The 26,411-nt window shown below is 63.3% G+C and carries 22 protein-coding genes; 17 read left to right on the forward strand and 5 right to left on the reverse strand.

The window, feature by feature from the left end:
- Positions 1–64 precede the first annotated feature (64 nt).
- The gene (locus VT84_RS39650) at positions 65–349 is read left to right on the forward strand and encodes a hypothetical protein (protein ID WP_162271758.1); all 285 of its coding nucleotides are present in this window, start codon (positions 65–67) and stop codon (positions 347–349) included.
- A gap of 2 nt (positions 350–351) precedes the next feature.
- Positions 352–693 (forward strand): putative signal transducing protein, encoded by a 342-nt coding sequence (locus tag VT84_RS39655; RefSeq protein ID WP_162271759.1) that lies wholly within the window; start codon positions 352–354, stop codon positions 691–693.
- A gap of 112 nt (positions 694–805) precedes the next feature.
- Here VT84_RS39655 and VT84_RS18145 read toward each other — a convergent pair whose 3' ends face one another.
- On the reverse strand, positions 806–1,975 hold the full coding sequence (locus tag VT84_RS18145; protein WP_082840497.1) for a sulfotransferase family protein: 1,170 nt from the start codon (positions 1,973–1,975) through the stop codon (positions 806–808).
- Between the two features lie 359 nt (positions 1,976–2,334).
- Here VT84_RS18145 and dnaX point away from each other — a divergent pair, with 359 nt between their 5' ends.
- The 8 genes from dnaX to VT84_RS18185 all read left to right on the forward strand — a co-directional run bounded on the left by dnaX (position 2,335) and on the right by VT84_RS18185 (position 10,553).
- Entirely contained in the window at positions 2,335–4,161 is a 1,827-nt protein-coding gene (dnaX, locus tag VT84_RS18150; protein WP_082840498.1) for a DNA polymerase III subunit gamma/tau, read from the forward strand.
- A gap of 25 nt (positions 4,162–4,186) precedes the next feature.
- Positions 4,187–4,519: a YbaB/EbfC family nucleoid-associated protein gene (locus tag VT84_RS18155; RefSeq protein ID WP_162669372.1), complete on the forward strand. Its 333-nt coding sequence runs from the start codon at positions 4,187–4,189 to the stop codon at positions 4,517–4,519.
- A 38-nt stretch (positions 4,520–4,557) separates the two neighbouring features.
- Entirely contained in the window at positions 4,558–4,806 is a 249-nt protein-coding gene (locus VT84_RS18160) for a hypothetical protein (protein WP_052554226.1), read from the forward strand.
- A gap of 48 nt (positions 4,807–4,854) precedes the next feature.
- Positions 4,855–5,451 (forward strand): recombination mediator RecR, encoded by a 597-nt coding sequence (gene recR, locus VT84_RS18165; RefSeq protein WP_052554227.1) that lies wholly within the window; start codon positions 4,855–4,857, stop codon positions 5,449–5,451.
- Between the two features lie 202 nt (positions 5,452–5,653).
- A complete protein-coding gene (gene rpoN, locus VT84_RS18170; RefSeq protein WP_082840500.1) occupies positions 5,654–7,240 on the forward strand; it encodes an RNA polymerase factor sigma-54 in 1,587 nt (528 codons plus the stop codon).
- A 175-nt stretch (positions 7,241–7,415) separates the two neighbouring features.
- The gene (locus VT84_RS40925; RefSeq protein WP_239465888.1) at positions 7,416–8,165 is read left to right on the forward strand and encodes a hypothetical protein; all 750 of its coding nucleotides are present in this window, start codon (positions 7,416–7,418) and stop codon (positions 8,163–8,165) included.
- 208 nt (positions 8,166–8,373) lie between these two features.
- A complete protein-coding gene (locus tag VT84_RS18180; RefSeq protein ID WP_162271760.1) occupies positions 8,374–9,417 on the forward strand; it encodes an NAD-dependent epimerase/dehydratase family protein in 1,044 nt (347 codons plus the stop codon).
- Entirely contained in the window at positions 9,414–10,553 is a 1,140-nt protein-coding gene (locus VT84_RS18185) for an NAD-dependent epimerase/dehydratase family protein (protein WP_082840502.1), read from the forward strand. The genes VT84_RS18180 and VT84_RS18185 overlap by 4 nt, the downstream gene beginning before the upstream one ends.
- Here VT84_RS18185 and VT84_RS18190 read toward each other — a convergent pair.
- Both VT84_RS18190 and VT84_RS18195 read right to left on the reverse strand, forming a co-directional pair.
- Entirely contained in the window at positions 10,470–11,237 is a 768-nt protein-coding gene (locus VT84_RS18190) for a class I SAM-dependent methyltransferase (RefSeq protein ID WP_052554233.1), read from the reverse strand. The genes VT84_RS18185 and VT84_RS18190 overlap by 84 nt on opposite strands.
- A 25-nt stretch (positions 11,238–11,262) precedes the next feature.
- Complete coding sequence (locus VT84_RS18195) at positions 11,263–12,030, reverse strand: hypothetical protein (protein WP_052554235.1); 768 nt, start codon at positions 12,028–12,030, stop codon at positions 11,263–11,265.
- 115 nt (positions 12,031–12,145) lie between these two features.
- Between VT84_RS18195 and VT84_RS18200 the strand changes: the two genes are divergently transcribed.
- Positions 12,146–13,750, forward strand: a complete 1,605-nt coding sequence (locus VT84_RS18200; protein WP_082840503.1) for an acyl-CoA carboxylase subunit beta — start codon at positions 12,146–12,148, stop codon at positions 13,748–13,750.
- Positions 13,751–14,109: 359 nt separating this feature from the next.
- Here the strand turns inward: VT84_RS18200 and VT84_RS18205 are convergent, their stop codons facing one another.
- A complete protein-coding gene (locus tag VT84_RS18205) occupies positions 14,110–15,165 on the reverse strand; it encodes an RNA ligase (ATP) (protein WP_082840504.1) in 1,056 nt (351 codons plus the stop codon).
- Between the two features lie 532 nt (positions 15,166–15,697).
- On the opposite strand from VT84_RS18205, the gene VT84_RS18210 reads away from it, so the two are divergent.
- Complete coding sequence (locus VT84_RS18210; protein WP_082840505.1) at positions 15,698–18,778, forward strand: DUF2309 domain-containing protein; 3,081 nt, start codon at positions 15,698–15,700, stop codon at positions 18,776–18,778.
- A gap of 234 nt (positions 18,779–19,012) precedes the next feature.
- Entirely contained in the window at positions 19,013–19,267 is a 255-nt protein-coding gene (locus tag VT84_RS18215) for a hypothetical protein (RefSeq protein ID WP_082840506.1), read from the forward strand.
- A gap of 610 nt (positions 19,268–19,877) precedes the next feature.
- Here the strand turns inward: VT84_RS18215 and VT84_RS18220 are convergent.
- Entirely contained in the window at positions 19,878–21,053 is a 1,176-nt protein-coding gene (locus VT84_RS18220) for a prenyltransferase/squalene oxidase repeat-containing protein (protein WP_082840507.1), read from the reverse strand.
- 481 nt (positions 21,054–21,534) lie between these two features.
- Here VT84_RS18220 and VT84_RS40930 point away from each other — a divergent pair, with 481 nt between their 5' ends.
- The 4 genes from VT84_RS40930 to VT84_RS18235 all read left to right on the forward strand — a co-directional run bounded on the left by VT84_RS40930 (position 21,535) and on the right by VT84_RS18235 (position 26,401).
- Complete coding sequence (locus VT84_RS40930; protein ID WP_239465890.1) at positions 21,535–21,972, forward strand: aminotransferase class I/II-fold pyridoxal phosphate-dependent enzyme; 438 nt, start codon at positions 21,535–21,537, stop codon at positions 21,970–21,972.
- Positions 21,872–22,687 carry a pyridoxal phosphate-dependent aminotransferase gene (locus VT84_RS18225; RefSeq protein WP_239465926.1) on the forward strand — a complete coding sequence of 272 codons (816 nt, stop codon included), beginning with the start codon at positions 21,872–21,874 and terminating at the stop codon, positions 22,685–22,687. The genes VT84_RS40930 and VT84_RS18225 overlap by 101 nt, the downstream gene beginning before the upstream one ends.
- A gap of 94 nt (positions 22,688–22,781) precedes the next feature.
- On the forward strand, positions 22,782–23,804 hold the full coding sequence (locus VT84_RS18230) for an AAA family ATPase (protein WP_082840508.1): 1,023 nt from the start codon (positions 22,782–22,784) through the stop codon (positions 23,802–23,804).
- A 206-nt stretch (positions 23,805–24,010) separates the two neighbouring features.
- A complete protein-coding gene (locus VT84_RS18235; protein ID WP_082840509.1) occupies positions 24,011–26,401 on the forward strand; it encodes a sigma-70 family RNA polymerase sigma factor in 2,391 nt (796 codons plus the stop codon).
- Positions 26,402–26,411 lie beyond the last annotated feature (10 nt).

A 26,411-nucleotide genomic window follows, 5' to 3' on the forward strand; every position in this document is an offset into this window, starting at 1 on the left:
CACGGTCGGCACGGCTATTGCCTCTGGAGCGGGTGCATCCGGCGACAAACTACAAAGGTGGATCGTGGCGATGTGCACCGCGCTCGCGTGTCGAGACCCTCTGGAACGCAGCCTGCGAGAGTGGGCGACCGAGATCTGTCAGCGCCACCGGAGCCACTTGCGCGAACTGTGGTTCAAGGCCGTGCAACGGGGCGTCGTCATCAGTGGGGTGGCGCGGTCGTACTACGGCAAGCAACTCGCGCTGTGCGAACTGCAGCGGCGGTGCGGCCTGCCCGTGATCGCGAACCAGATCGAGGTCGAAGCGCCCGCACCGGGTGCGAATTTCCCAACGAACCGAGTCGGAGGTTGACCATGAAACGCGACCCGAACGACGTGCTGCGGGTGTATTCCGGCCCGCTGGCGCTGGTAGAAGCGTACCGTGCGGCACTGTCCGAGGCCGGCATCGAGTGCCGCGTCGTCGGAACGGAGCTGGTCGGGAGCGTCGGCTCCGTGCTTCCGGAGCCGATTGAACTGTGGGTTCACCGGGTCGACATGACCCGGGCCAGGGACATCATTGGGGGTGAGTCCGACGCTCAAGGTAGTGCGACTCACGACCGGCCGCACCACCACTTCCCCCATCCGGTCAGTGACCCGAAGCCGGCGCCCGCGCCGTACCGCCGGGAGCCGTATGTGAACCCCGATCCGAAGGGGTGACCGTTGACCGATCAGGCCGTTTCGTGTGGAAGTGAGCACGAACGTCAGCCGCTCGTAAGCGCGTGCTTACGAGCGGCTGACGTTCGTGCTTGATCCGAATAGGGCCGTTGACTTACTCGTACCCGTAGCGCCGAATCACATCGCCCCAGCGCTCGCTCACGAGTGCGTGCTGCACGTCGGTGAGTTGAAATTTATTCGTCTCGTAGTTCGCGTTTTGGCGCTGGTATTCTTCGATTCGCGGTCGTACCACGTCAAAGTCGCCCAAGTTTAGGGTTGCGTACACCTTCTCTAGCTCGCGGGTGGGGTTGCGGACCAAGTCCTCGTATCGCAGTTCCGCGAAGTTCCCGTCCTTGAACAGCGGGCGCGCTTCTTCCAGTCGGTCGTAGATCACCCGGAACTCTCGAAGCACCTTTTCTTCGAGCCCCGTATCAGTCGGTGTTTGCAACCCGTGGCTGCGACCCAACGACCGCCAGAGGTTGACCGTCGAGGGATACACCGCGCGCGGGTTGCGCACGATGTGAACGAACTTTGCTTCCGGGAAGATGTCGAGTAGGACGGGCACGCGGGCCGTGTGCGGGGGCGACTTCAGCACGAGTTGCTTGCCGGTCCGCAGGGTGACTTCCTTCAGGAATCGCAGGAACACGCGCTTCCACTTGGCCAGTTGCCGGGGCGAGAGGCCCGACAAATCGAGCGCACCGGCGTCTTTGGGTGCCCGGGCCGGGAACGCGAAATCGGTGTACGTGGAGGGCAGCCCCATGAGCGCCAGCGCGAACTCGTCCTCCTGCGGGCGCTCCCAGCCGAACGGCATGTTGTCCATCGGCCGCTTGTCGGGCAGCATCCACTTCCCGTAACGCTTGAAGAAGTGGTTGGTGAGCAGCGCGTGGTGCGGGTTGAAGCAGTCCTGCATGTCCGGGAAGCCGAACTGCGAGTCGCGGATCATCAGCTCGTGCAGGAGCGTGGTGCCGGTGCGCCAGTGGCCGATCACGAACACCGGCGGCTTCTCGATCACCGTTTCGCGCACCCGTTCCCCGAACCGTGCATTGAGCGCCCATCTGAGTGCCGCGTTCGTCACGGAATTGACCGAGACGATGGCCGCGATGTACCAGTACGGCAGTTGCACCGCGAACCCGTTGTCCCGCAACAGTCGCATCCAGGTGAAGCAGTCCATCCCCTCCCAGACGCGCGGCGACCATTCTCGCTTCTGCGGTTTCGCCGGGGCGGGGCGCTTCGGTTCGGGGGCGCTTCCCGTTTCTTTGACTGAGTCGGCCGCGGTCGCGGGCATCCCGTTCCTCCATGACGCGACGGACGATTCGCGTGTAGTCAAGTGAAGCGATTCCGCGCACAACGACAACCGGGCTTTATTTTGAGTTACGCAGTCGGCCTCGGGTCACAGATTCCAGGGGTTGAAACCCCTGGCTATTTCCGGTGACCCCGTTGGGGTCCAGAGGCAAGAGATGCGGTCTTTGGACCCCAACGGGGTCACAGATTCCAGGGGTTTCAACCCCTGGATGCGAGACTTGGAACTCGGGAACGTGGAACTCTGTAACGCCGGAACGCTTTGGCCGCCTCCGCGATTGTTCGTGACCGCGGTTCCGGGTAGATTCAAAGTCGAGAGTCAACCGACAGGAACAGGACGGGCCGATGTCGAAGTCGAAGCCGATCTCCGCACCCGACCCCGGTGCCGACGCGCCGGCGTACACGGTCGTCGCGCGGCGGTACCGGCCACAGCAGTTCGCGGAGTTAATCGGGCAGGAGCACGTCGCGAACGCGCTGGTGAACGCGCTCAAGTCCGGGCGCGTGGCGCATGCGTACCTCTTCACGGGCGCACGCGGGGTCGGCAAAACCAGCGCCGCCCGCATTTTGGCGAAGGCGCTCAACTGCATGAAGAGCGACCGCCCGACCGCCACTCCGTGCGACGAGTGCGACAGTTGCCGGGCCGTGATGACCGGTGACGACGTGGACGTGCTGGAGATCGACGGCGCGAGCAACAACAAAGTGGAGGAAGTGCGCGACCTGCGCCAGAACGTCGGGTTCCGCCCCGCACGCGGGCGCTACAAGATTTACATCATCGACGAAGTCCACATGCTCTCCACGTCCGCGTTCAACGCGCTGCTGAAGACGCTGGAGGAGCCGCCCGAGCACGTCAAGTTCATCCTCGCGACAACGGAAGTGCAAAAAATACCGATAACGATCCTGTCGCGGTGCCAGCGGTTCGACTTCGCACACGTTGGACCGGCCAAGATTTTCGACCAGCTCAAGCGGATCGTGGAGCGGGAAGGGCACCTCGCCGATGACGACGCGCTGCGACTCGTCGCCCGGCGCGCGGCCGGGTCGATGCGCGACTCGCAATCGCTGCTCGACCAGCTCCTCGCTTCGGCGCAGGGCAAGCTCACGACGGAGCAAGTGAGTGCCGTTTTGGGAACCGCGGCCGATGATCGCGTGATCGATCTGGCCCGCGCCGTTATTGGTGGAGACGCGCGGGCGGCTCTCGATCTCATCGCGGCGTGGGTCGATCGCGGGCTTCAGATCGGGGAACTTGTTGACCAGCTCGTGGAATACTGGCGCGCACTCATGCTCGTGAGTTGCGGCGGGCCAGAGGTCCGTGAACTTCCAGTGTCGCCGAACCAATTTGAGGCAGTGAAGACGCAATCTCAGAGCGTTTCACTCGACACTATCCTTGCGGGCCTTGAGGTGCTGACCGCGACGAAAGCGCGCATGCGCGGCAGTGCGCACACCCAAGTGCTGCTCGAAATGGCTGTGGTCCGGTTGTGCCGGCTCGGGGATCTCCGTTCTCTCGATCAATTGGTGCAAGCTCTGTCGCAACCGGGGGTACAATCCGCTGTCGTTGCTACAGGAGCGGGCACCCCGGCCCCAACGCGAGCGGCGGCGCCGGTTCCTGTGGCGGCTGAAGCCGCAAAAAAAAACGGACCCCTGGCGGGAGCACTGACGGCTAAGCCGGCTGAAAACGGTTCTCCGAATAACGGTACGTCCACGGTTCCGCTCAGCGAATCGACCCTTCAAGACGTGTGGAATCGCTTTTACCGCTACGCCGGGGAAAGATATCCGATCCTTGCAAAACACTTGAATTCAGTCAGTTCATATGCAATTTCTGCGCCAAATTCTCTGGTAATCCGCTTCCCCTCGAGTTATAGTGAATCACACGACACGTGTTCGGCCGAGACCGGATCGCTGCGGCTCGCGGACGCGCTGAAGAAGGTGACCGGCCAAACGATTGCCTTGCGGTTCGAGCGCGATCGCGCCCCAAACTCTCAGCCGCTGGTCCGCGAGGCACAACCGTCGTTGGCGTCGCGCGGGGACGTGAAGCAATTACTGCCCAGTCTCCCGCTGTTCAAGAAGGCGCTCGACCTGTTCGGGGCACAGATTCGGCAAGTGGACGACGGCTTCAATCCCTTTGCTGCTCCGCCGAAGGAGGCGGAGACCAAAGACGGGACCGACGAGGAAGGGTGACACCATGTTCAAAGGACTCGGATCGATGCTGAGTCTCCTGGGGAACCAGGGCAAGATTCAGGAAGAGATTCAGAAGTTCCAGGCGCAAGTGGGGCAGATCACCGCGGAGGCGTCGTCGGGGGCCGGCTACGTCACGGCGAAGGTGAACGGGCGCCTGGAGGTGCTGAGCGTTCGCATCTCCGAGGACGCGATGAAGCTCAACGACCGCGAGATGCTCGAAGACCTCGTGACTGCCGCGATCAACCAGGCGCTCACGAAGGTGCGGGCGCAGCTCGCCGAGGAGAGCGCGAAGATGGCCGCGAACATCGGGCTCCCGCCGGGAATGCTCGGGGGCGGCGGGTTCCCGGGAATGGGCTGATGTAAGTTCCCCGCGCGATCACGACACGAGGTTCGCTCATGCTCGCGTTCATCGTCACGCTCCGGAACGGTCGGCGCTACACGGTTCAGGCCGAGGAACTGCGCTGTACCGGGTGCCACCTGGAGTTGGTCGTCGCGGGGCCGCCCGCGAGTCCCAATCCCCGGGTGGTCGGGCTGTTCGATCAGAACGAAGTGATTGCGGTCGTGGCGCGCGAGCACCTCGTCTCGGAAGAACCGAGCGACGTGGTTCCGCACGCGGTGAGCAGAGCCGATCCGATTCCGTTCTAATTTCGTGGCGGAGCCTTGGGCGCGAGTCGCCCAAAGGAGTGAGTGGACGTGTCCGAAGCAGGCGTGATTGCGGGGCTGCTGGAGGAGCTAACGAAGCTCCCCGGCATCGGACCCAAGAGTGCGGAGCGCATCGCGCACTTTCTGCTCGCGGGCGACCGCCGGCACGCGGTCGAACTCGCCAACGCGCTCCAGGCCGTTGCGGACAAGGTGCGGCCGTGTTCCGAGTGCTTCAACCTGACCGACGGCACCTTGTGCCCGATTTGTGGAGACCCGAAACGCGACGCGGGGGTTCTATGTGTCGTCGAGACGCCGCGCGACGTGAACTCGTTCGAGCGCGCGGGTAACTTCCGCGGGCTGTACCACGTCCTGGGCGGGCGTTTGGCCCCGCTCGACGGAATGGGGCCGGACCGGTTGACCTTCAGTGCGCTTGTGTCGCGTGTGAATCGCGGTGGTGTGCGCGAAGTAATTCTCGCGACCAGCCCGACGCTCGAAGGAGACGGCACCGCGCTATTTGCGTCGACGGCGCTGGCCCCCACGGGGGTCTCGATCACGCGACTGGCACGAGGATTGCCTAGCGGTAGTTCCTTGGAACTCGCGAATGCACAAATGCTGGCCGAGGCCCTCGACGGGCGACGAACGTTTTAAGCCAAGCAACCGGGTGCGCGAATGTGAGCACCGGGGGAACTTCGAGAAGTTGTTGCCGCAAGAGCGGAACGCGATCCCGGTATCCGCGAGTAAGCGCAAGTTGTGAGTTAAGCAAGATTACTGTGGCACGCACGACAGGTGCCCCGCGTGCGACCCACGCACGATTCTTGAGAGGGAACCGATGAGCGGTCTCGGAATGAGAATGGACATCCGCGTTCGCCAAGACCTGCGCCAGGTCTTGGCCCCGCGCATGATCCAGTCCATGGAAATACTCCAGTTGTCCATCACGGACCTCCAAACGAAGATCGACGAGGCTCTCCAGGAGAACCCGTTCCTCGAGCTGAAGGAAAAGCTCGGCGAGGTGGACGAGGTGGCCCCGGACTTCAACCCGGACGCGCCGCTCAAGCACGACGAAACGGGCGACCTGGAGTTCAACCGGCTCGAAGAACTCAACCGCGACTGGGACGATCACTTCAACGAGGAGCACCGCGGCAGCCGCGCCTCGATGGAAGAGGAGGGGGACCGGAAGCTCGAAGCGATGGCGAACATGCCCGATCGCGCCCCGTCGCTCCAGGACTACCTCGCGGACCAGATCGGCGAACTGGAACTCGAAGAGGACGAACGGCGCCTCGCGCGGCACATTTGCAGCTTCGTGGACCGCACCGGGTACCTCGGTGCGCGGCTCAAGGTCCGCAAAGGCAAGGATCGCGAGGAACTGGACGAAGAAGACAAGGACAAGCCCAAGAAGAAGAAGGCCGACGACGAGAACGACGAGGAGCTGTACAGCGACGTCTTCCGCACGGTGCCGCTGAGCGAGATCGCGTCACTCTACGATGCGACCGTGACCGCCGAAGACGTTGAAGACACGCTCGTCCACGTCGTACAGAAGCTCGACCCGCCCGGCGTCGCCGCGCGTGATCTCAAGGAGTGCCTGCTCCTTCAGATCCCGCCGGATTCGCCGCTGACCGAGGCGATGCGCACCATCGTCCGCGACCACCTCGAAGACGTCGGGGCGAACCGCATTCCGGTGATTCAGAAAGCGACGCGGTACGAACTTTCTACGATCCAGGATACGATTGCCGCGATCCAGCACCTGGACCCGAAGCCGGGGCTGAAGTTCTCCGACTCCGGCACGCGGTACGTGATGCCCGACGTGGTGGTGGAGCGGGCCGACGACAGCGACTACACGGTGCGCCTCACCGACGAGTGGGTGCCGCGCATCCGCGTGAGCAAGCGCATCGTGGACCTGTGCAAGCGCCAGGATCTGGACGAGAGCGTGAAGGAAGAGCTGCGCAAGAAGCTCCAGTCGGCCGACTGGCTCGTGAAGGCCGTCGAACAGCGTCGTAACACGCTGCTCAAGGTGACGAAGGCCATTATTGACCACCAGCGGGCGTTCCTCGACTACGGTCCCGAGCACATTCACCCGCTGAAGATGCAGCAGATCGCCGACCAGGTGAAGGTCCACGTCACGACCGTGAGCCGGGCCGTGGACGACAAGTGGGTGCAGACCCCGCGCGGCGTGTTCCCGCTGAAGCGGTTCTTCGGCGGCGGGAAGGCCAACAACCAGACCGGCGAGGACGTGGCCTACGAGGTGATGAAGCAGAAGCTCCTCGAACTCGTTTCCAACGAAGATAAGGCGAACCCGCTGTCCGACGAGGAACTCGTCACGCTGCTGAAGGCCGACGGGTACCCGGTGGCCCGCCGAACTGTGACCAAGTACCGCAAGATGCTCAACATCCCGAGCAGCCGCCAGCGCAAGGATTGGTCGCTCTCGCCGACGACCACGTGAGCGGCATTCGTAGCTTCGGGATTTCCAACCCCGGTCCGCGGTTGTTTCCGCGGACCGGGGTTGTTTTTTGTCCTAGTCGCCGACCGATGTGAGCACCGATTTCCGTGGGGTTTACCGGTCAGTGCCGTAGCTTGCGGCCGCGGGATCGGGCATGTTGGGAGCGGGAGGTCGGCCGATGACCGAAGCGGAAGCTGAGCAGGAATGGTTCAGTGGTGGTGAGCCCGGACTCCTACTAGATGTGCTCGGACAGCCGGCTTATCCACGGGTGCAAACGTATCGACAGCGGAAGTACCGGCTCTGGTCGTGCGCTTGTGCGCGTCGCATTTGGCACCGGATGTCATTCGCCACCGCTGCCGCCCAAGAGGTAGTCGAGTTGGCCGAACAGTACGCGGACCGAAAGGTACCCGCGGCGTTGCTGAATGCCGCGGCACAACGGCTCGAAGCCGCCCTCGCGCTGGTGCCCGTCAATGAGGCGAATGGGCGGGTCGACTGGCTCGCATCCGAAGTGCCGCTGTCGGCCGTCTGGTCCAACTTTCACGAGGCGATGGCGTCCAGGTGTGGGCCGGCACACGTGGGCTCTCTGGTCGGGCAGGTCGAGTACCTTAGCGCACGCGAGGAGCAGTTGAGTTCAGACGCCGCATTCGAGCGCATGGATCGATCGGACAAGGCACTGTGCGCTTTACTTCGCGAGATCTTCGGGAACCCGTTCCGCAAAATTAAGTGTCACCGCAAGTGGCGCACGTCCACCGCGGTCGCACTCGCCGCGCAGATGTACGAGGCGCGGGACTTCAGCGCGATGCCCATTCTGGCCGACGCGCTCCAAGACGCAGGATGCGACAATGCCGATGTGCTGAATCACTGCCGCGGGCCAGGTCCGCACGTGCGCGGGTGCTGGGTCGTCGACATGGTGTTGGGGAAGGAATGAGGGTGTGTAAGAAGATTTCACCGCCGAGGGCGCGGAGAGCGCAGAGAAAAGCACGAGGAGACGCGATCGTTTCAACTTGGGTTCTTCTCCGCGCCCTCTCGTGCTCTCTGCGGTGAAATACTCTTCACCGCACTTCGGGTTCCGATTGATCCCGATCAGCGATCCGACTACATTCCCTCGCTGGCTACTTCCGGCGAGGGCTTTTCGTTTGGCTACACCCCACAACATCACAAACGCGACGTGGAACGGGCGCTGCGTCGCGCTGACCGGCGCGACCGGGTTCGTCGGCTGGCACCTGGCCTCCACGCTGCGCGCGGCCGGGGCCGATGTGGTCGCGCTCCACCGGGAAGGTTCGGACACGGCCCGCCTTCGGGGGATCGGTGTTCGGACGGCTGTCGCGTCGCTCAATGACACTCGCGCGCTGGCGGCGGGTTGTCGCGGTGCAGAGGTGCTCATGCACGCGGCGGCGGCGGTCGATTTCGGCGGCGACCGACAGGCCATTCAACGGGTGAACGTGGACGGTACGCGGGCGGTGATGGAAGCGGCCCGTGCGTCAGGCGTGCGCCGGGTGGTTCACCTCAGTTCCGTGGCGGCTGTAGGCGCGACGCGGTGGCCCGAAGTGCGCGACGAGCGCGCGGAATGGACGCTCGGGGCGTTCGATGTGCCCTACGCGACCACCAAGCGCGACGCAGAACTCGTCGCGCTCGCTGCGAACGGTTCCGGGCTGGAGACTGTGGTGGTCAATCCGGGGTGCGTGATCGGCCCCGACGACTTCGGCGAGAGTGAGTTCGGCGCGCTCTGCAAGCGCTTCTGGCGCGGGCGGGTGCCGTTCCACTTTACAGGCGGAAACAACTTCGTGGACGTGCGCGACGTGGCCGCCGGGGTATTAGCCGCGGCCGATCGCGGGCGCCCGGGGGAGCGGTACTTGCTCACCGGCGAGAACCGGCGGTGGCAGGGGTTCTTTCAAGACCTCGCGCGGGCGGCCGGTCGCGCGATTCCGCGGGCCACGTTCCCGAGTTGGCTCGCGCTGCCGGTTGCGCATGTCATGGAGTGGCGCGGGCGCAAGAAGAAACGCCGACCGCAATTGAGCATCGATAGCGCGAAGTTCGTTGGTCTGTACTTCTTCTTCACGGGTGAAAAGGCGCGGCGCGAACTGGGTTTCGCGCCGCGCCCGCTTCGCGAATCACTCGCGGACGCATATGCGTTCTGGCACAGCCCCGCCCAACTCGCTTCGAGAAAGAAAGCCGCATGAGTGCGACCCTGCGTTCGTTCTGGACGGACACCCCGGTGTGCGTGCTCGGCGGTAACGGGTTCCTCGGTCGCCACATCGTGAGCGCACTTTTGCACGCGGGCGCGCGGGTTCGGACGCTCTCGCTTCCGGGACCGGCACTGAGCGAAATTCACCCGAACCTCGACGCCCGGACCGGCGACGTCACCGATCCTGCGGCTGCACGTGCGGCGATCGAAGGCGCGCGCGTCGTGTTTCTGGCTGCTGGGCCGGTCGGCGCTGGGGGAAAGATCGCGCGCGGAATGGGTACGCACCCGGACGCGCTCGCCAGCGTGCTGAGCGCGCTCCCACAGGGCGCGCGGCTCGTGCTCACGTCGAGCATCGTGGCCGTCGGCGCCGGTTGGGGCGAGGTGCGGACGGAGGATTCACCTTTCCCAAACGCGCGGTTGCGGGTCAACTACGTCCACGCGAAACGCTCCGCCGAAGAAGCCGCAATGGTGGCCGCGAAGCAGCACGATGTCGTCGTTGTGAACCCGGGCTACTTGTTCGGTCCGGACGACCCCGGGCCGTCGGTGATGGGGGATTTGTGCGTTCGGTTCTGGCGCGGGAACGTGGCGTTTGCACTACCCGGCGGGATCAACGCGGTGGACGTGCGCGACGTGGCCGCGGGGCACCTGCTCGCGGCCGAGCGCGGGGTGAGTGGTCGGCGCTACATACTGGGCGGTGAGAACGTGCGGTTCACGCGCCTGTTTACCGCACTCGCGCAAGCGGCCGGCTTACGTCGCGCGGTCTTGTCATCGTTTCGGCCAGCACTTCCGGCGTGGGCGTGGTTCGGGCTGGCCGCATGCGCTGAACTCGGGCACCGCGTATCGGGTAAGGAACCGCGGCCGTCGTTCGAGTTCGTGCGAATGTTCCGGCGGTGCTGGTTCGTGTCGTCCGCGCGTGCAGAAACGGAACTTGGCTACCGGGCGCGCCCGCTGAGCGAAACGCTCGCGGACGCCTTCGCGTGGCACGCGGCCCGCACCCGGGTCGCGCCGCGCGGGTTGAACAAACTGTGGCTCCGGCCCACGAAGTCCTCAGCGCTTCGTGGCGCGGAAGAGAAAGGCCTGGTTCGCGAAACTCAGCCGGTACTCGATGTCCGTGAACCCGGCGTCCGTTAACTTGGCGGTGATAGTTTCGGCCGAGAGGTAGTGGAACCGCCCCTTGCGGGCCTCGCGCTTCAGCCAACCGCCGTAGCTCCACATGCCGTAGAGCTTGCCAAGGAACCGCAACTTGCGCTTCGCCGACCAGAACGCGCGCATCGCGTTCCACCCGACGCGCCCCCACGACGGCTCGGGCACGTTCATCGAGAACACGAACTTCGCGCCCGGTTTCAGCACTCGGTGAACGTCGCGGAGCAACTGGTCGTAGGCGTCGGTGGTCCAGCGCTGTTCGGCTTCCGAGTACGATTCGGCGTACTGGATCGCCAGTCCGCTCACTGCACCGTCGAAGAGGTTTTCGCCGTCCCACGGCAACCCGGCGCTGAAGTCTACCGTCTCGAACTTCAGGCGCTCGCCCGGCGGCGGAGACAGGGATTCCCGTAACTTGGTGAACGATTTCGCGTTCAGTGCTGCAACATCCAAGCCGGTGACTTCCGCGAGCTGTCCGTTGCTCTTGGTCCACAGGGCACGGCACAAGCGCCCCGACCCGCACCCGAGGTCGATCCAGCGCCCGCCCGGGGCGGGATTCATCCACTCCGTGGTGTGGGCCAGGAGCTGCTGGTACGCGGGCATCTCGTACTGGCTCCAGAACGCCTTTGCGCAGCGGTCGTCGCGCCAGTAGTTCCGGGGTTGCGTCTTCGTCATGGGGTCGCTTCTCCGATTCGATTGGTCAGGCGGCCTGCGCGTGCGCCCCGCGCACTTCTTCGGCCAGCGTCGTGTTCAGGATGTGTTCGAGGTCGACGAGCACGCGCGCAACGTGGCGCCCGTCCATGACGCGATGATCGTAAATCACTTTGATCGTCACGCGGCCGTCGGGCCGGATCGGGCCGAATGTCAGGTAAGTCGTTAGTGGCGTGAGTGGGTGCATCTGCTCGACGCCGTGCGTGCCGAGGCTCGACATCATGAACGTGCCGAACCGCTTGGCGCGCTTGTAGCCGGAAAAGTAGAGCGACGACCAGAACACGAACCGGCGCAAGAGCCACGGTTGCCGACCGAGCCGGAGCACCTGACGAAACGGCGACACGGAGAGCACATCATCTTCGCGGAACCGTCGCAGGTGCTCGTCAATAAGTGTCAATGGCGTTGTTTCGGGTGAAATGACTTTCGCGCCCAGCACGACCGGTTCGCCCTCCCATTCGCGCTCGATCAGCACCGCACAATCGCTGCGCGGGTGTTCGTAGAGCTTGGCGGTGGGGTAGGGGATGTACGCGCGCCGCAGAACGGGGTGACGCAGAGCCGTGAGGCCGTAAGCCTTCATGAACAGGCTCGTCCACGACACGGGCGTACCGGCCCGTTTGCGGGCGTCGGCGAGCACATCAATGTGGCAGTCGCGCGAGAGCGGGAGCGACGGAACCTGTTTGGCGTGGTGTAGCAGTTCGTCCACCATCCGCCGGGCGGGTGAAAGCGGAATCACTTTCCCGCGCGGACTACTCGCCATCACCGCCCCTCTGTGCAAATACGTGGGCGAGAGCTTATAAGTCGGGCCGCGTAGTTTGGTCAAGTCCGGATCGCGCGCCGGCGCGCAGGAGCCGGGTCCGGAATATAATTCCGGTATGACACCTCTCACCGAACTCTCCACCGAAGAACACGCGATCCGCCTTGGCGGTGGTGCCAAGGCGATCGACCGGCAGCACGAAAAGTCGCGGCTCACCGCGCGCGAGCGGATCGCAAAACTCCTCGACCCGGGCACGGAGCTGTTCGAGCTGGGCTTGTGGGCCGCGTGGAAGATGTACGCCGAGTGGGGCGGCGCGCCGGCAGCGGGAGTGGTAACGGGAGTGGGTACCGTTTCCGGTCGGCAGGTGATGGTCATCGCGAACGACGCGACCGTGAAGGCCGGTGCGTTCTTCCCCATGACTTGCAAGAAGGTGCTCCGCGCGCAGCGCATCGCGATGGAAAACTGTTTGCCACTCGTCTACCTCGTCGATTCCGCTGGCGTGTTCCTGCCGCTCCAAGATGAGGTGTTCCCGGACGAGGACGACTTCGGCCGTATCTTCCGGAACAACGCCGTCATTTCGGCTTCGGGCATCCCGCAATTCGCCGCGATCATGGGGAACTGTGTTGCGGGCGGCGGGTACCTGCCGGTGCTGTGCGACGTGCTCCTCATGACTGAGGGGAGCGGGTTGTACCTCGCAGGGCCTGCACTGGTGAAGGCCGCGATCGGTCAGGTAGTCGATTCCGAATCGCTCGGTGGCGCGAAGATGCACGCTGCTGTCAGCGGGACGATCGATTACCGCGAACCGACCGACGAGGCGTGTCTCGAACGGCTCCGGCGCCTGGTGGCCGCACTACCCGAAGACAAACGCGCTGCCAATTCGCCAGTCGAGGCGGGCGCGAAATGGGACGACTTCACGCAGCCCGAATACGACGTGCGCGATCTGCTCAAGCTGGTATTCGACGACGCGCCATTCGACGAGTACAAGGCCGATTTCGGCAAAACGATTGTGTGCGGTTGGGGGAAACTTGGAGGACAAACGGTCGGTGTGGTGGCGAACCAGAAGTTGCGCGTGAAGGCCACCGTACCAGCCGCGAAAGGCTCGGCCGATAAATCGGCGCAGTTCGAGGACGGGCCGCTCCAGTTCGGTGGTGTGATCTACGTCGACTCCGCAGAGAAGGCCGCCCGGTTCGTGATGGACTGCAACCAGCTCCGCGTGCCGATTCTGTTCGTGCAGAACGTGAACGGGTTCATGGTGGGCAAGGACTCTGAACAGTCCGGCATCATCAAGGCCGGCGCGAAACTGGTGAACGCGATCTCGAACAGTGTCGTCCCGAAGCTCACGCTCATCACCGGTGGATCGTATGGGGCCGGGAACTACGCACTGTGCGGGAAGGCGTTCGACCCGCGCTTCATCCTCGCGTGGCCGACCGCGCAATATGCGGTCATGGGCGGGAACCAGGCCGCGAGCACGCTGCTCGACGTGCAGGTTCAGGCGCTGAAGCGGGCGGGCAAAGACCCCGACGCGGACGAACTCGCGGCTCTGCGCGACAAGGTGAAGGCCAGCTACGACGAACAGACCGACATCCGCTATGCTGCCGCGCGCCTGTGGGTGGACGCGATCATTCAACCCGAAAACACCCGCGCTGCTCTATTGAAGGCGCTCGCGGTCGCGACCAGATCCGACGAGGGGAAGCCGTTCAAAACGGGCGTACTTCAGGTGTGAACTTGCCGCAGAGAAGGCAGATAGGAGAGCCGTGGATAAACGCAGATCACGCGGATCAGACAGAAGAACGATTTTTAGCCCCGATAGGGGCGGAGGCGAGTAGCCAGGGGTGAAGCGAGCCACGCGAGTGCAACCCCTGGCGAGCTTCCACGAACCTCTGATGAATCCGTGCCTCCCACTCGCACTCTACGAGGTGGGGCGCGGAAGTTGGGATTGGTAGTCCGCCAGGGGTTGCGCTCGCGCTTCACCCCTGGCTACTCGCTTCCGCCCCTATCGGGGCTAAAACGCCTTTGATCTCTGCTTTCTGTCTGATCCGCGTTATCTGCGTTTATCCGCGGCGGATTTTCCGCTCTCAGCTCCTACTCGTCGTACTTGAGCAGGAACTTCGGGTTGATCGCCTTGAAGCTGAGGCGCCCGAGGTAGTGGTCGTCCACCTCGCGCAGCGGGCGCAGCACGATCCCTTCGCGCTGGGCCTTGGCGTTCAGCACGCTCATACCCTCAGACAGCGCGACGAGTTCGTCTACCCCGTGGCTCAGCACGAGCGTGCCGAGTTGCGGGACCGTTTCCAGGCCCATTTCGGCGATGGCAGTGAGTACGTCCGCGTGATCGAGGAAGCGGTACGCGCTCACGTCGAACACGTTGAACACGCGGAGCGCGACCTCCTTGAGCGCGTACTTGTTCTGCTGCACGCCCGGGCCGATGATTTCGCCCTGGATCGCGACCTCGAATCCCCGCGCCGCACCGAGCGCGCGCAAGCGCTCCTCCAGGTTGAGGCGCTTCGCCACCCCCACGAGTGTGCTCATTGGGTCGGTGGTATCGAGGAGCATGTTCCGGCTGCACACCCCGAATTCGCCCTCGCGGATGAACGCGGTAAACGAGGTACCATCCAGTTTCTCCGTGAGGTAGAACTCCAACCCCTGGTACCGCTCCAGGACTTTTTCGAGCACTTGAACGCGGGTCTCATCCGTCTTCGGCAAGAAGCCGGGGAAGCTCCCGCGCGCCCGACCGCTGGCGCCGGTCTGCGGCGGTTCCCACTTGCACACGCCCAAGGCATCGGTCACGTCCGCGTCTTCGGCGGTGGGCGTGCCGGCGGGCAGGATGTTGAGCGGGAAGCAAATGCCCTGCGACACCTGACCGCGGAGCTTGATCGTTTTGATGCGGAAGCCGCTGGGGAGCACGACCGCACCGGCCGCGTCCGTCCGGGCCGGCTTGAAGCTGCTGGGGCGCAGGAACTCGAAGTCTGCTGTTTCGGGCAGCAGCGAGTCGATTTCGCAGTACACGACCTTGTCGCCGGGCTTGAACTCGCCTTTTTTCGTGACCACCCACCACCCGAGCACGCGAATTTTTTCGATCGCGTCGGCGTTGGGGATCGGCTCCGCGGCGTTCACCGTCTGAATGCTGGCCAGTTTGCGCATGATGACTCCCGGTTCGGCCGTGGGTTCGTGCCGGAAGGATGGCGACACGATCGAGTTGGTTCAGGCGGTTCGTGCTCGCGTGAACTCGAATCGGTCGCGACCCAGCTGCGATCTCTGTAATTGGCACCCGATTCCGCGTGGTTCAAATATGAGGTATACATGAGGCGCGTGTATCGCTCTCATGATGTTGTCGAGCACAATGGCCCCAGCGCGTTCACCCCGGCCGCTACTTAACCAGCGGGATTGTCACTTTTTTGTTACTATGTTGTGTGTCTCATCATTACTGTTGTGCTGTTGCTGATTTAGGGGCGGTTCAGAGGTAAAAAGGTCTCGGTTCAGGAGTGGCTCAAAGCGTTCTGTTGTCGATTGTTATGGCAGAAATGTAGTTCGACGAGATCGGGCTGGCACTCGAGGGAATTCGCGGGCTGTAAGCGATAAAAGGCGCTTGCGTGCCAGCCGCTCGTTCAAAGTGGTTGGCACCTGAGTTGCAGCCTTCTCATAGTCCCACCCATAAATATCACTGCGGCGAGCTATGGCTGCCAAGAATACCGCACACTCCGACCCCCAGTCTCACGAACCGGGGGCCGATTCGCCTGCCGACCGTCTCAGCCACATAATCGATCACACCGCCCACCAGCTGCCCGCTCAGGGGCCGATTTCGGTCTTCATTCACCACAACACGCTTCACGCATTCGAGCACATGCCGTTCTCGGAAGCGGTGGAGCACGGGGGCGAGTTGTTCGGGTGCGAGCCGTACATGACCGAGGACCGGTACCGCGACGCGCTCGTGCGCGGGCGCATCCGGTTCGAGGATCTGCGTGCGGTGCTGGCGAGCGACCTCGGTTCGCGTGCATCGGAGCCGTTCCCGCCCTACGGAACGAGGCTGGATCTGCGGTTGGCGCTGCTCCAGTATCCGTTGCAGGAAGTGCGGAGCGAGGCGGAACTGCAGTGGTTCGTCGAAGAAACTGACGCGCTGCGCCGGGTGAGGCCGGAAGCGTCGGCCGCGGCGCGGTCCAAACTGATCGGTGAAACCCGCCGGTGGGCCATGCGTGACCTTCGTGGGAACAATACCGACCAGCGCCCGGCGTGGTTGGTTCGCGTGCTGGAGGAGCACGGTAGCGACGGCGTGGACATGCTGCCCGAAGAAGTGTGGGAAGCGTGCGCGCTGGAATCGCTGTGGCACAGTTGCCTCGAAGGGGTGCGGAACGTGCCGCAAACGGCGTCCGCGCCGCCAGTGCCGATCCGACACCGCGACTTGCTGTTGACGGTTGCCGGGGTGGATATCGACATCCCGGTGAACGAAATCTTGACCCGGTTCTGCGCCGCGTTCCTCGATCAAGGGGTCGCCCACTGGCAGCTCCCGAACCGCGAGGAGGGTTTTTTCCGCACGTTCGGGACGCTGTACCGTCAGTCGTCTGTGGTGCCCAATCGGTGGCTCCGCGGGTTGGACAGGGAGCTGTCGCGACTGCTCGACGGAAACGTATCCCCGCTCGAATCGGCGTGTGCGTCGCTGACCGCACTTGGTGTCCCGGAAGCCGAGTGGAATGCGTACATTGCTTCGACGCTACTCTCGCTCCGTGGTTGGGGCGGGATGATTCACCAGACCGAGGAGCGCCGCGACCGGCTGCCGACTCCCCCGAAAGCGGGAAGCTTGCACGAGTTCGTCGCGGTGCGGTTGCTCCTGGAGCGCCTCGCCATCGAGAACGCGGCACGTGAGGCGCTCGACTACACGGGGCCGCTCGCGGGACTGCGTGCGCACCTGCGATCGCGGCTCAAGCCGTGGGTGCCGCCGAGTCCGCAGATGCGCGCGTTCTCGATCTTCCAACTCGCTCAGGTACTCGCCTGGTCGCCGGACGAACTGGCCGCGTGGCTGACCCCGGCCGCGTGGGAAACGCTCGTGCGCGAGATCGAGGGCTTTTCGGACATCCCGCGCCGGTGCGTGTTCCACCTCGCGTATGAGGCCCGATTTCGCGCGCAAGTTCTGGACGCATTAGCGCTGCACGCATCGCGGAAGCCGACCGCACCGCGATTCCAGGTCGTGACGTGTCTGGACGAGCGCGAAGAATCGTTCCGCCGGCACCTGGAAGAAGTCGCTCCGGACAGCGAGACGTTCGGCGCCGCCGGGTTCTTCGCGCTCCCGATGTACTATAGGGGCGCGACCGACGCCCACTTCATTCCGCTCTGCCCCATCGTGATGACGCCGAAGCACTGGGTCGCGGAACGCCCCGACGAGAGCCTGGAGCACGCCCATGATCGGGTGCGCCGAACGCACCGGGTGCTCGGGCGGGCCGCTCACCAGGCGCATCTCGGGAGTCGGTCGCTGGCGCTCGGTACGGTGCTCGCGGGCGCCCTCGGGTTTTTCGCCTCGATCCCGCTCGTGGCCCGAACACTGTTTCCCCGGTTGACGGCCCGGGCGCGCAACCGGTTCGGGCGGATCGTGTCCCCCACATCCCGAACCCGGCTCGTGCTGGAGCGCGAGATGGGGTGTACGCCCGGACCCACGAACGGGAACCTCGGGTTCACGCTCGACGAGTTGGTAGCGAGTGCTGAGCGACTGCTCGGCGACCTGGGTCTGACGAAGAATTTCGCCCGCCTCGTGTTTACGATCGGGCACGGCTCGTCCAGTTTGAACAACCCGCATAAGTCCGCTTACGACTGCGGTGCGTGCGGCGGGTCACCCGGCGCGCCGAACGGGCGCGGGGCGGCTCAGGTGCTCAACGACCCACGGGTGCGCCGGCGGCTCGAACAGAACGGGATCGCGATTCCGGACTCGACGTGGTTCGTCGGCGGGTTCCACAACACGTGCAACGATTCGGTCACTCTGTTCGACCTGGACCGCGTACCGGACACGCACCGGGCCGAGTTCAACCGGGCGTGCTCCGAGATCGAACAGGCGCTCGACCGCAACGCACACGAACGCTGCCGCCGGTTCATGTCTGCCCCTCTGGACCTGACCCCGTCCGAAGCCCGGCGCCACGTCGAGGAGCGGAGCGAGGATCTGGCCCAAACGCGACCAGAATTGGGGCACGCGACCAACGCCATCACGCACGTGGGGCGCCGGGAGCGCACGCGGGGGCTGTTCCTTGACAGGCGCGCATTTCTGACGGCATACGACCCGACTCAGGACGACGAGAACGGTACGATCCTGGCCCGCACGATGGCCGCGATTTTTCCGGTCTGTGGCGGGATCAACCTCGAATACTACTTCTCGCACACCGATTCACCGGGGTACGGGTGCGGAACCAAACTCCCGCACAACATCACGGCGCTACTGGGTGTGATGGACGGCGCTGCGAGCGATTTGCGTACCGGGCTGCCGTGGCAGATGGTCGAGATCCATGAACCCGTGCGCCTGCTGATCGTGTGCGAAACCACGCCCGAGATCATGCACAAGGTGCTTAACGGCAACCCGCTCGGGAAGACGATGGCCCAGAACGGTTGGGTTCAGCTCGCCGTGCAATCGCCGAGCTCGAATGACATCATGCTCTACGAGAACGGGGATTTCCGCCCCTACCGGCCGCTCGAAGCGTGGCTCCCGACGGCCGCGTCGTCCGCGGACTGGTACCGGCATTGCCGGAATCACTTGGAGTTCGCGGAAATCGGGGTCACGTGATCGGAATGAAATCAAAGATGTGAGGGGCCGGTTAGTGCCGGCCCTCGCCGTTTGAATGCGCTCCAGTTTACCGAACTTATCTACGGCTCCGCCGAACACATCTCTGCCTCAAGTGCGCGGTTCAACGCTTCCAAAATCACACAAAGTTTCATCGGCCGAGCGCAACGCTTGAGGCGCGCACCGTTCTACTCGCGGAAGGGTTGGCATGAAGCCGACCCCGAACGGGGAAGAGCCATGATTCGCAAATTGATTCTGTCCGCTGTGATGGCCACCGCAACTGTCGCCGGCGTGACCTCAATGCCGGCCACCGCCGAAGCAAACCCGCCCGCACTGTTCCCGCGCCGGCTCGAGGTAATGGTTCACCGCGGGCCGCAAGGTTGGCAGAGCCACGGCACGTACAAACTCCACGCTCAAGCGGAGCTGGTCGCCATCCGACTGCGTCACGCGGGAAATCGTGTAGAGATTCGGGAATTTTTCAGCGAGAAATGATGCGGGCTCGCCGTAGTGGTAGTGGAACAATCTAATCGCGAGACTTGGCGCAAAAAAAGGACCGGCCGCAAATCGTCGAGGCGTCGCCCATTCACCTCGTTGACCGCGGCCGGTCTGATGGAAAGATACAAAAGTAGGCCCCAGGCGCTAACAGAGAATGGGCCGAAATTTCACGAGAAATTGCTGTTCGTCCGAGATTCGGACAGTCCGTTGTCTTTTCTCGTGCGGTGTGAGCAGAAAATACGCACAGAGGTCAAAAGATTCGCGTTCGGAAGTAATCAGGCAAAATCTTAACACGCTGGCGGAACATCTACTATCATCACTACACCTAGCCCAAACCGCTCAGCCCTCCTGACTGCCGGACAGTAGTCAATCTCTGAAACATCACTGAAACAGTTCCGGTTCGCCTTCGGAACGCCGCCCAGGTTGGGTGAGGCCGCCCCGCGCCCTCGCTTCCCCGACCTGGGCGGGTTAATTTTTTGCTGGGTGCCTGTTGCCTCAATCCGTGTGATCTGCGCCATCCGCGGCTTCGCATCCATAAACAACGCCACCGTCGAGTAGAGCACATTGGCTTCGCCCGACGGTGGTCTCGCGTTACATCCAGTGCGTTTCAGCGCTGGTAGATAGGCAGAATGCCCTTCTCCAACTGGAGCAAACATAAATTGATGCTGGTGGTGTATACCGGCCCGATGCCGCCCGCGGTCCAGGCGCCGCTATTCTTTTCCTGGTTGTCGAGGATTTGCGGGAAGTAGCAGTCCTTGAACCGCGCCCAAGAGAGCCACTTGTCCTTCTCCTTCTGGTCCGGGAACATCTCGCCGTAGCGCTCGTCGCCCAGCGAGTACATGGCCTGACCGAAGTAGTATGTCTGATACTCGTCGTGGGCCTGGCGACCCTTCGCTAAGAAGTTCCCTTCGTTATCCTTGCAGTATTTGAGCCAGCGCTTGGGGAGATCGGTCTTGTACTGGCCCGCGCTGAACCCGCAGCAGATCGCCGCGGCCGTCAGCGGCGGGCGGCCCTGTCCGCGCCCCGCAACGCCGCCGGTGTAGTTATAAATGATGCCGCCGTCGGTGGTGGTACAGGCTTCGAGGTAGTTGACGGCCTTGTCGATGTTCTCCTTGGGGACCGGAATGCCCGCGTTCCGAGCCGCGCGCAGCCCCTGGAGCGCGGTGATGGTGACGGACCCCTCGTCGAAGTTTCCCCCGTCGGCGGCGCTGACGTACCCCCACCCGCCGATGTCCATGTCCTTGCCCTCGGCCTTGCGGTGCTTCTTGAGGGTCTGCGCCTTGCAGATAAACTCGACCGCCTTCTTCAGCAGCTTCTCGAGCTTCTCGCGCTGTTCCTTGTCCTCTTCCTCCCCGTACACGCTCGCCAGGAACATCGTCCCGAAACCCTGACCGTACATGTACCGGGTCGATTCGGTGGGGTTGCGGACGTCGCCGAGCATGCCGTTGGCTTGTTGGCGCGCGGGTGCGAGGAACCAATCGACGGCTTTCTTCACTTGATCGGAATACTTGCCTTCCTTAAGGGTGCTGCCTTCCATGAGGAACGCCATGCCCGCCAGCGCCGTCATCGTGGTCGGGTACTGACCGCCCTGCGCCTCCCAGTGACCGTCTTGAGCCTGGGTCTTCTTCAGGTACTCCAACCCCTTCTCGATGGCCTTCTCGATGGCCTTCTTCTGTTCCTTGTCCTTGTCGTCGGCAGCGCAGGCCGGTTGGGGTGCGGGGATGGCGATCACGCCGCCCACCACACACGCCGCCAGGGTCGCGAGCAACCAACTGCGGGGCATGGGAGTTCTCCACGAGGTCTTCGCTACCCGTCCGGTCCTGCACGGAATAACGGGTGTAGGAAAGAGACGATTAGTGGGTAAGGAATTAACAGGAGAGGGCAAATCGTGACCACTCGACATCGCCCAATCTTAACTCAACTTACTGCGGTGCTGCAAACGCAATTCTCAAGGCGATTTGTAACGAGATCGTGACAACCGCTCGTGAAGGTGCGGGGGCAGGAGGCCAGTGGCAGCGATGTGATGTGGAACTTTCGCGCGCAGTGGGCGAAAGGCGTTCCTTGAAGTAGTTAACGTCAAAAGCACTTTACCAGCCAACCCACCTCAGCCGTTCGCCAAAACGCGGCGTGACCGCCGTTTGCGACTATACAGCTTCGTAAAATGATAATTGCGGTCGCGGACGTCCTCTGCGGTTCAAGGGACTTGATGCGCCGTCCGATGTAACCCCTGAGCCACAATTTCGATCGTTATTCCAAAGGTCAACATGCTCGCGAGTCGCGTACAGCACTTCACGGAGTCGGTCATTCGGGAGATGAGCCGGATCGCGCAGCAGTACGGGGCGATCAATCTCGGTCAGGGGATGCCGGACTTCGACCCGCCGGAGGAGGTGAAGGAGGCCGCGTGCCGGGCCGTGCGCGACGGGTTCAACCAGTACGCGGTGACGTGGGGCATCGCGAGTTTGCGAAAGGCGATCGCGGCGAAGATGCGCGCGTTCAACGGGCTGGAATGGGTCGACGCGGACGCACACGTCACGGTTTGCTGCGGCGCCCGAGTGCATGATGGCGACCATGCTCGCGCTGATCGACCCGGGCGACGAGGTGGTGATCTTCCAGCCCTTCTACGAGAACTACGGACCGGACGCGAAACTCACCGGAGCGACTCCGAAGTGGGTGTCGCTCCGCTCTCCGGACTGGTCCTTTGACCCCGACGAACTTCGTGCCGCGTTCTCTGCGAAGACCAAAGCCGTCATCCTGAACACGCCCAACAACCCGACGGGCAAGGTGTTCACCCGCGCGGAACTCGAAACAATCGCGGCGCTGTGTCAGGAGTTCAACGCGGTCGCCATTTCGGACGAAATCTACGAGTACATCAACTTCACATCTCGGCCGCACATCAGCATCGCGTCGCTGCCCGGAATGGCGGAGCGCACGGTAACGATTAGCGGGCTGTCGAAGACGTTCAGCGCGACCGGTTGGCGGCTGGGTTACTGCGTCGCGCCCGAGGCGATCACCGCGGGCATCCGCAAAGCCCACGACTTCCTGACTGTTGGGGCGCCGCACCCGTTGCAAGTTGCCGGGGCCACAGCGCTGGCTCTGCCACAAACTTACTTCGACGGCCTCCGAGATCACTACCAGCATCGCCGTGACCTGTTCGTGCCGTACCTCGAACGGGCCGGGTTCGCGGTGCGCCCGCCGGACGGTGCCTACTACGTGATGGCCGACTTCACCGCCCTCAGCACGTTGGACGATGTGTCGTTCGTTCGGCACATGATCGAAACTGTGGGCGTCGCGGGCGTGCCCGGAAGCAGCTTCCACGACCCGAAGGCCGACGGCCGGCACCTCGTGCGGTTCATGTTCGCGAAGAAGGACGAGACGCTTCACGCGGCCGGGACGCGCCTCCAGGGACTCCGTCGCTAACTCGCAGCGCCTGCGATCGGGTGGGGCAATCATTTCGGCGCGTGAATTGGTAAAATGCCGTCTCTCGTTCCCAACACGCACCGGAGCCGCACCTGTGGCCGATGACCGTTTCACGGACTACCTGAACAAGTTTTCCGCCGACCGCGTCGCGATGCTCGATCAGCTCCGGCAGGTGGTCGTCGGGCAGAGCGAGGTCGTTGAGCAAGTTCTGGCCGCGATCTTCACGCGCGGGCACTGCCTCCTAGTGGGCGTACCGGGGCTGGCGAAGACGCTGATGGTCAGCTCCATCGCGCAGATCCTGAGCATCGCGTTCAAGCGCGTGCAGTTCACCCCGGACCTGATGCCCTCGGACATTACCGGAACGACCGTGCTGGACGAGACGGCCGAGGGCAAGCGCGAGTTCCGGTTCGTGCGCGGGCCGATCTTCGCGAACATCGTGCTGGCCGACGAGATCAACCGGACCCCACCGAAGACCCAGGCCGCGCTCCTCGAAGCGATGCAGGAGCGCCAGGTGACCGCGGGCCAGGACACGATGAAGCTGCCCGAGCCGTTCTTCGTGATCGCGACACAGAACCCGATCGAACAGGAAGGGACGTACCCGCTCCCCGAAGCGCAGCTCGACCGGTTCATGTTCAACGTGAAGGTGGACTACCCGACCCTGGAGGACGAGCGCCACATCGTTCTGATGAGCACCCGCAGCGAGAAGCCGGAGCTGACGAAGGTGCTGACCGCGGAACGCATCATCGCGTGGCAGAAGCTGGTGAAAAAGGTGGAAGTGCCGCCGTTCGTGAACGAGTTCATCGTGAAACTGGTGCGGGCGACGCGGCCCAAAGACCCGAGCGCGCCCGAACTCATCAAGCGCCTCGTGGATTGGGGTGCCGGGCCGCGTGCGGGCATCTTCCTCGCGCAAGCGGGTCAGGCGTTCGCCGCGATGGACGGCCGACCGAGCGTCGCCATCGACGACATCAAGAAGGCCGCAATCCCCGTGCTGCGCCACCGGGTCAGCGCGAACTTCCAGGCCCAGGCCGAGGGCCGCACCAGCGACGACATCGTGGTCGAACTGCTCAAGATCGTGAGCGAACCGGAACCGAAGAAGTACGTCGAGAAGAAGCGGTAAGCGTTACGATTGTTCTTGCTTGTGGCACGAGCCTTCGGTCTGCGGGAAGATTTCCGCAGACCGAAGGCTCATCTCACAAACCGGCCGCGCTTGCCGCTGGTTGTGAGATCGGGCCGCGAAGTGTCCCAGAAAAATCTGTCCGCTTTTGGCGCTGAGCGGGCATTACCACGCGATTTGAGAGAACGCCTCGAACACGAGGATTGGAGATGGACGTACTGCTCCCGCTACTGCGCTGCGCCGAACCGCCGATCCCGGATAGCGAATTACTCGACCGTTTTGGTCGTACACGCGACGAATCTGCGTTCGCAGAATTGGTCCAGCGCCACGGACCGGTGGTGTACCGGATCTGTCGGCGCCTAGTTGGTTCCGCGGGCGCGGATGATGCGTTTCAGGCCACGTTCCTGGTTCTCGCCACCAAACTGCGTGCGGCTCAGAGGGCGGGCGCGCTGGGTGCGTGGCTGGCTGGAGTAGCGGGCCGCGTGGCGCGACAGATGAGTCGCGGGTCCGGTCGTCGGGCACGTTACGAAACCGACGCGGCTCAGGTCCGCGGGGGCGCGTGGACCGACCGACCCGCGGAACTGGTCGAGCAGTTCCAGATTCTGGACGAGGAACTCACGCGACTCCCGGACGCGCTTCGCGGGCCGGTCGTGCTGTGCTTACTCCAGGGGTACACCCAGGAGCGCGCTGCGGCCCAACTCGGACGCGACCCGCGCACCCTGCGCCGGCGCCTGGAACGTGCCAAGTCGGTACTCCGGCTCCGACTGGAACGCCGCGGCGTGGTTCCCACTGTGGCCGCGGCTCTGGTTACTGGTATCGGCGAAGTAACTGCGACTGTTCCGCCCGAACTGAACCACCGCACCGTGGCCCTCGTGTTCGATTTTCTGACCGGAGGAAACACGACGTGTTCTTCCGTAGCGGTTCTCGCACGAGGGGTAACAACGTCCATGCTCTCGCAGAAGGTAATTGCATATGGCGTGAGTGCCGTCGCGCTCGGGTTGGTGGGGCTCGGGGTGGTGCTGGCGGGTGCCAAGTCAGCAGCGCCGCAGGTACCCGTACCCGTTGCTGAGGCACCAGCACCACTGCAACCACCGACCGCGCCCGTAGCGGTGGAGCCGGTTGATGACGCCGAGGCGCGGGCGGTGGAGTTCGTGGAGAAATTGGGCGGAACGGTCACTCGCGACGAAAAGGTGCCGGGTAAGCCGGTAGTGGGGGTGAGCCTTCAGTCCACAAAGGCGAAGAACTCGGACCTCAAGGAACTGGCCGCATTCAAGAACCTCACAACGCTCGATCTCGGTTATTCAAAAGTGACGAATACGGGCCTCAAAGAACTGGCGGTCTTCAAGAAACTCACCAAGTTAACGCTCTCCGGCGTGGGAGTGACCAACACGGCTATGAAGGCCGTGGCCGCACTGACGAACCTCACCGCACTCGATTTGAGCGGTACTCAAGTGACGGACGCGGGCGTGAAGGAACTGGCCCCGCTTCAGAACCTCACCGAACTTCACCTGAGCGGCAAAGTGACGGATGTGTCCGTGAAAGAACTGGTGGTGTTCAAGAACCTCACCCGGCTTTCTCCAGGGGGCGCGGCAACGGACGCGGGCTTGAAGAGCGCGGCCGCACTCACGGGCCTCACGCAATTGGATCTCTACGGCACCCAGGTGACGGATACGGGTGTGAAGGAGCTGGCTGCGCTCACAAATCTCACTGCTTTGAATTTGACTCGAACTCGGGTGACTGATGAGGGGATTAAGGCACTGAGTGGGCTCAAGAAACTGAGCAAGTTGTACTTGGGAAACACTCAGGTGACGGATGTGGGCCTTAAAGGTGTAGCTGCGCTCACGAACCTCACCGAACTCACCTTGGATCAAAGCCGCGTCGGGGACGCGGGTATGAAGGAATTACGGGTACTCACAAAACTCACTTTGCTTCTCTTGGACGGTACACAGGTGACGGACACGGGTCTCAAGGACATCGGTGCGCTCACGAACCTTATCTACCTCCACCTCAGTGCCACGACGATAACGGACGCGGGCGTGAAGGAATTGACTGCGCTCACAAAACTCACTGCCCTGAGTTTGAGTAACACGAACGTGACGGCGGTTGGGATCAAGGAATTGCGTGCACTCAAGAATCTCACCACGCTCGTGATCGGCGGCGATGCGATCACGGACGCGGGCGTGAAGGAACTCGCCGCACTCACGAGCCTCACTTGGCTGGCGCTATACGCCCAGAACGTGACCGACGCCGGGTTCAACGAATTAGGTACTTTGAAGAACCTCACTCAACTTCAGTTGGGTAGCACGAAAATTACAGACGCGGGGCTGAAGGGGATCGCCACGCTACCCAAGTTGGTACAACTTTCCTTGAGTTACACGAAGATTACTGATGCGGGGATGAGTGAGTTGGCGGCACTCAAGTCTCTTTCCGACCTCGATCTGACCAAGGTACTGATCACGGACGTGGGTCTTCAAGAGCTTGAGGCGCTTACGAATCTCAGGCGCTTGAACTTGGGCCAAACGAGAGTAACGGCCGAGGGTGTAGAGGACCTTCAGAAGGCACTGCCGAAGTGTAAGATCGCTTACTGGTCCGGGCTGTAACTGCCATCTC

It is taken from the genome of Gemmata sp. SH-PL17 (genome assembly GCF_001610855.1).
Lineage (GTDB): Bacteria > Planctomycetota > Planctomycetia > Gemmatales > Gemmataceae > Gemmata > Gemmata massiliana.

Bases quoted from the DNA above. Each gene is read 5' to 3' on its own strand.
- VT84_RS18210 (WP_082840505.1), top strand. From the start codon at position 15,698: ATGGCTGCCAAGAATACCGCACACTCCGACCCCCAGTCTCACGAACCG.
- VT84_RS39655 (WP_162271759.1), top strand. From the start codon at position 352: ATGAAACGCGACCCGAACGACGTGCTGCGGGTGTATTCCGGCCCGCTG.
- VT84_RS18190 (WP_052554233.1), bottom strand. From the start codon at position 11,237: ATGACGAAGACGCAACCCCGGAACTACTGGCGCGACGACCGCTGCGCA.
- VT84_RS18205 (WP_082840504.1), bottom strand. From the start codon at position 15,165: ATGCGCAAACTGGCCAGCATTCAGACGGTGAACGCCGCGGAGCCGATC.
- VT84_RS40930 (WP_239465890.1), top strand. From the start codon at position 21,535: ATGCTCGCGAGTCGCGTACAGCACTTCACGGAGTCGGTCATTCGGGAG.
- VT84_RS18195 (WP_052554235.1), bottom strand. From the start codon at position 12,030: ATGGCGAGTAGTCCGCGCGGGAAAGTGATTCCGCTTTCACCCGCCCGG.
- VT84_RS18215 (WP_082840506.1), top strand. From the start codon at position 19,013: ATGATTCGCAAATTGATTCTGTCCGCTGTGATGGCCACCGCAACTGTC.
- dnaX (WP_082840498.1), top strand. From the start codon at position 2,335: ATGTCGAAGTCGAAGCCGATCTCCGCACCCGACCCCGGTGCCGACGCG.
- VT84_RS18145 (WP_082840497.1), bottom strand. From the start codon at position 1,975: ATGCCCGCGACCGCGGCCGACTCAGTCAAAGAAACGGGAAGCGCCCCC.
- VT84_RS18185 (WP_082840502.1), top strand. From the start codon at position 9,414: ATGAGTGCGACCCTGCGTTCGTTCTGGACGGACACCCCGGTGTGCGTG.
- VT84_RS18155 (WP_162669372.1), top strand. From the start codon at position 4,187: ATGCTGAGTCTCCTGGGGAACCAGGGCAAGATTCAGGAAGAGATTCAG.
- VT84_RS18200 (WP_082840503.1), top strand. From the start codon at position 12,146: ATGACACCTCTCACCGAACTCTCCACCGAAGAACACGCGATCCGCCTT.
- VT84_RS40925 (WP_239465888.1), top strand. From the start codon at position 7,416: ATGACCGAAGCGGAAGCTGAGCAGGAATGGTTCAGTGGTGGTGAGCCC.
- rpoN (WP_082840500.1), top strand. From the start codon at position 5,654: ATGGACATCCGCGTTCGCCAAGACCTGCGCCAGGTCTTGGCCCCGCGC.
- VT84_RS18160 (WP_052554226.1), top strand. From the start codon at position 4,558: ATGCTCGCGTTCATCGTCACGCTCCGGAACGGTCGGCGCTACACGGTT.
- VT84_RS18220 (WP_082840507.1), bottom strand. From the start codon at position 21,053: ATGCCCCGCAGTTGGTTGCTCGCGACCCTGGCGGCGTGTGTGGTGGGC.
- VT84_RS18235 (WP_082840509.1), top strand. From the start codon at position 24,011: ATGGACGTACTGCTCCCGCTACTGCGCTGCGCCGAACCGCCGATCCCG.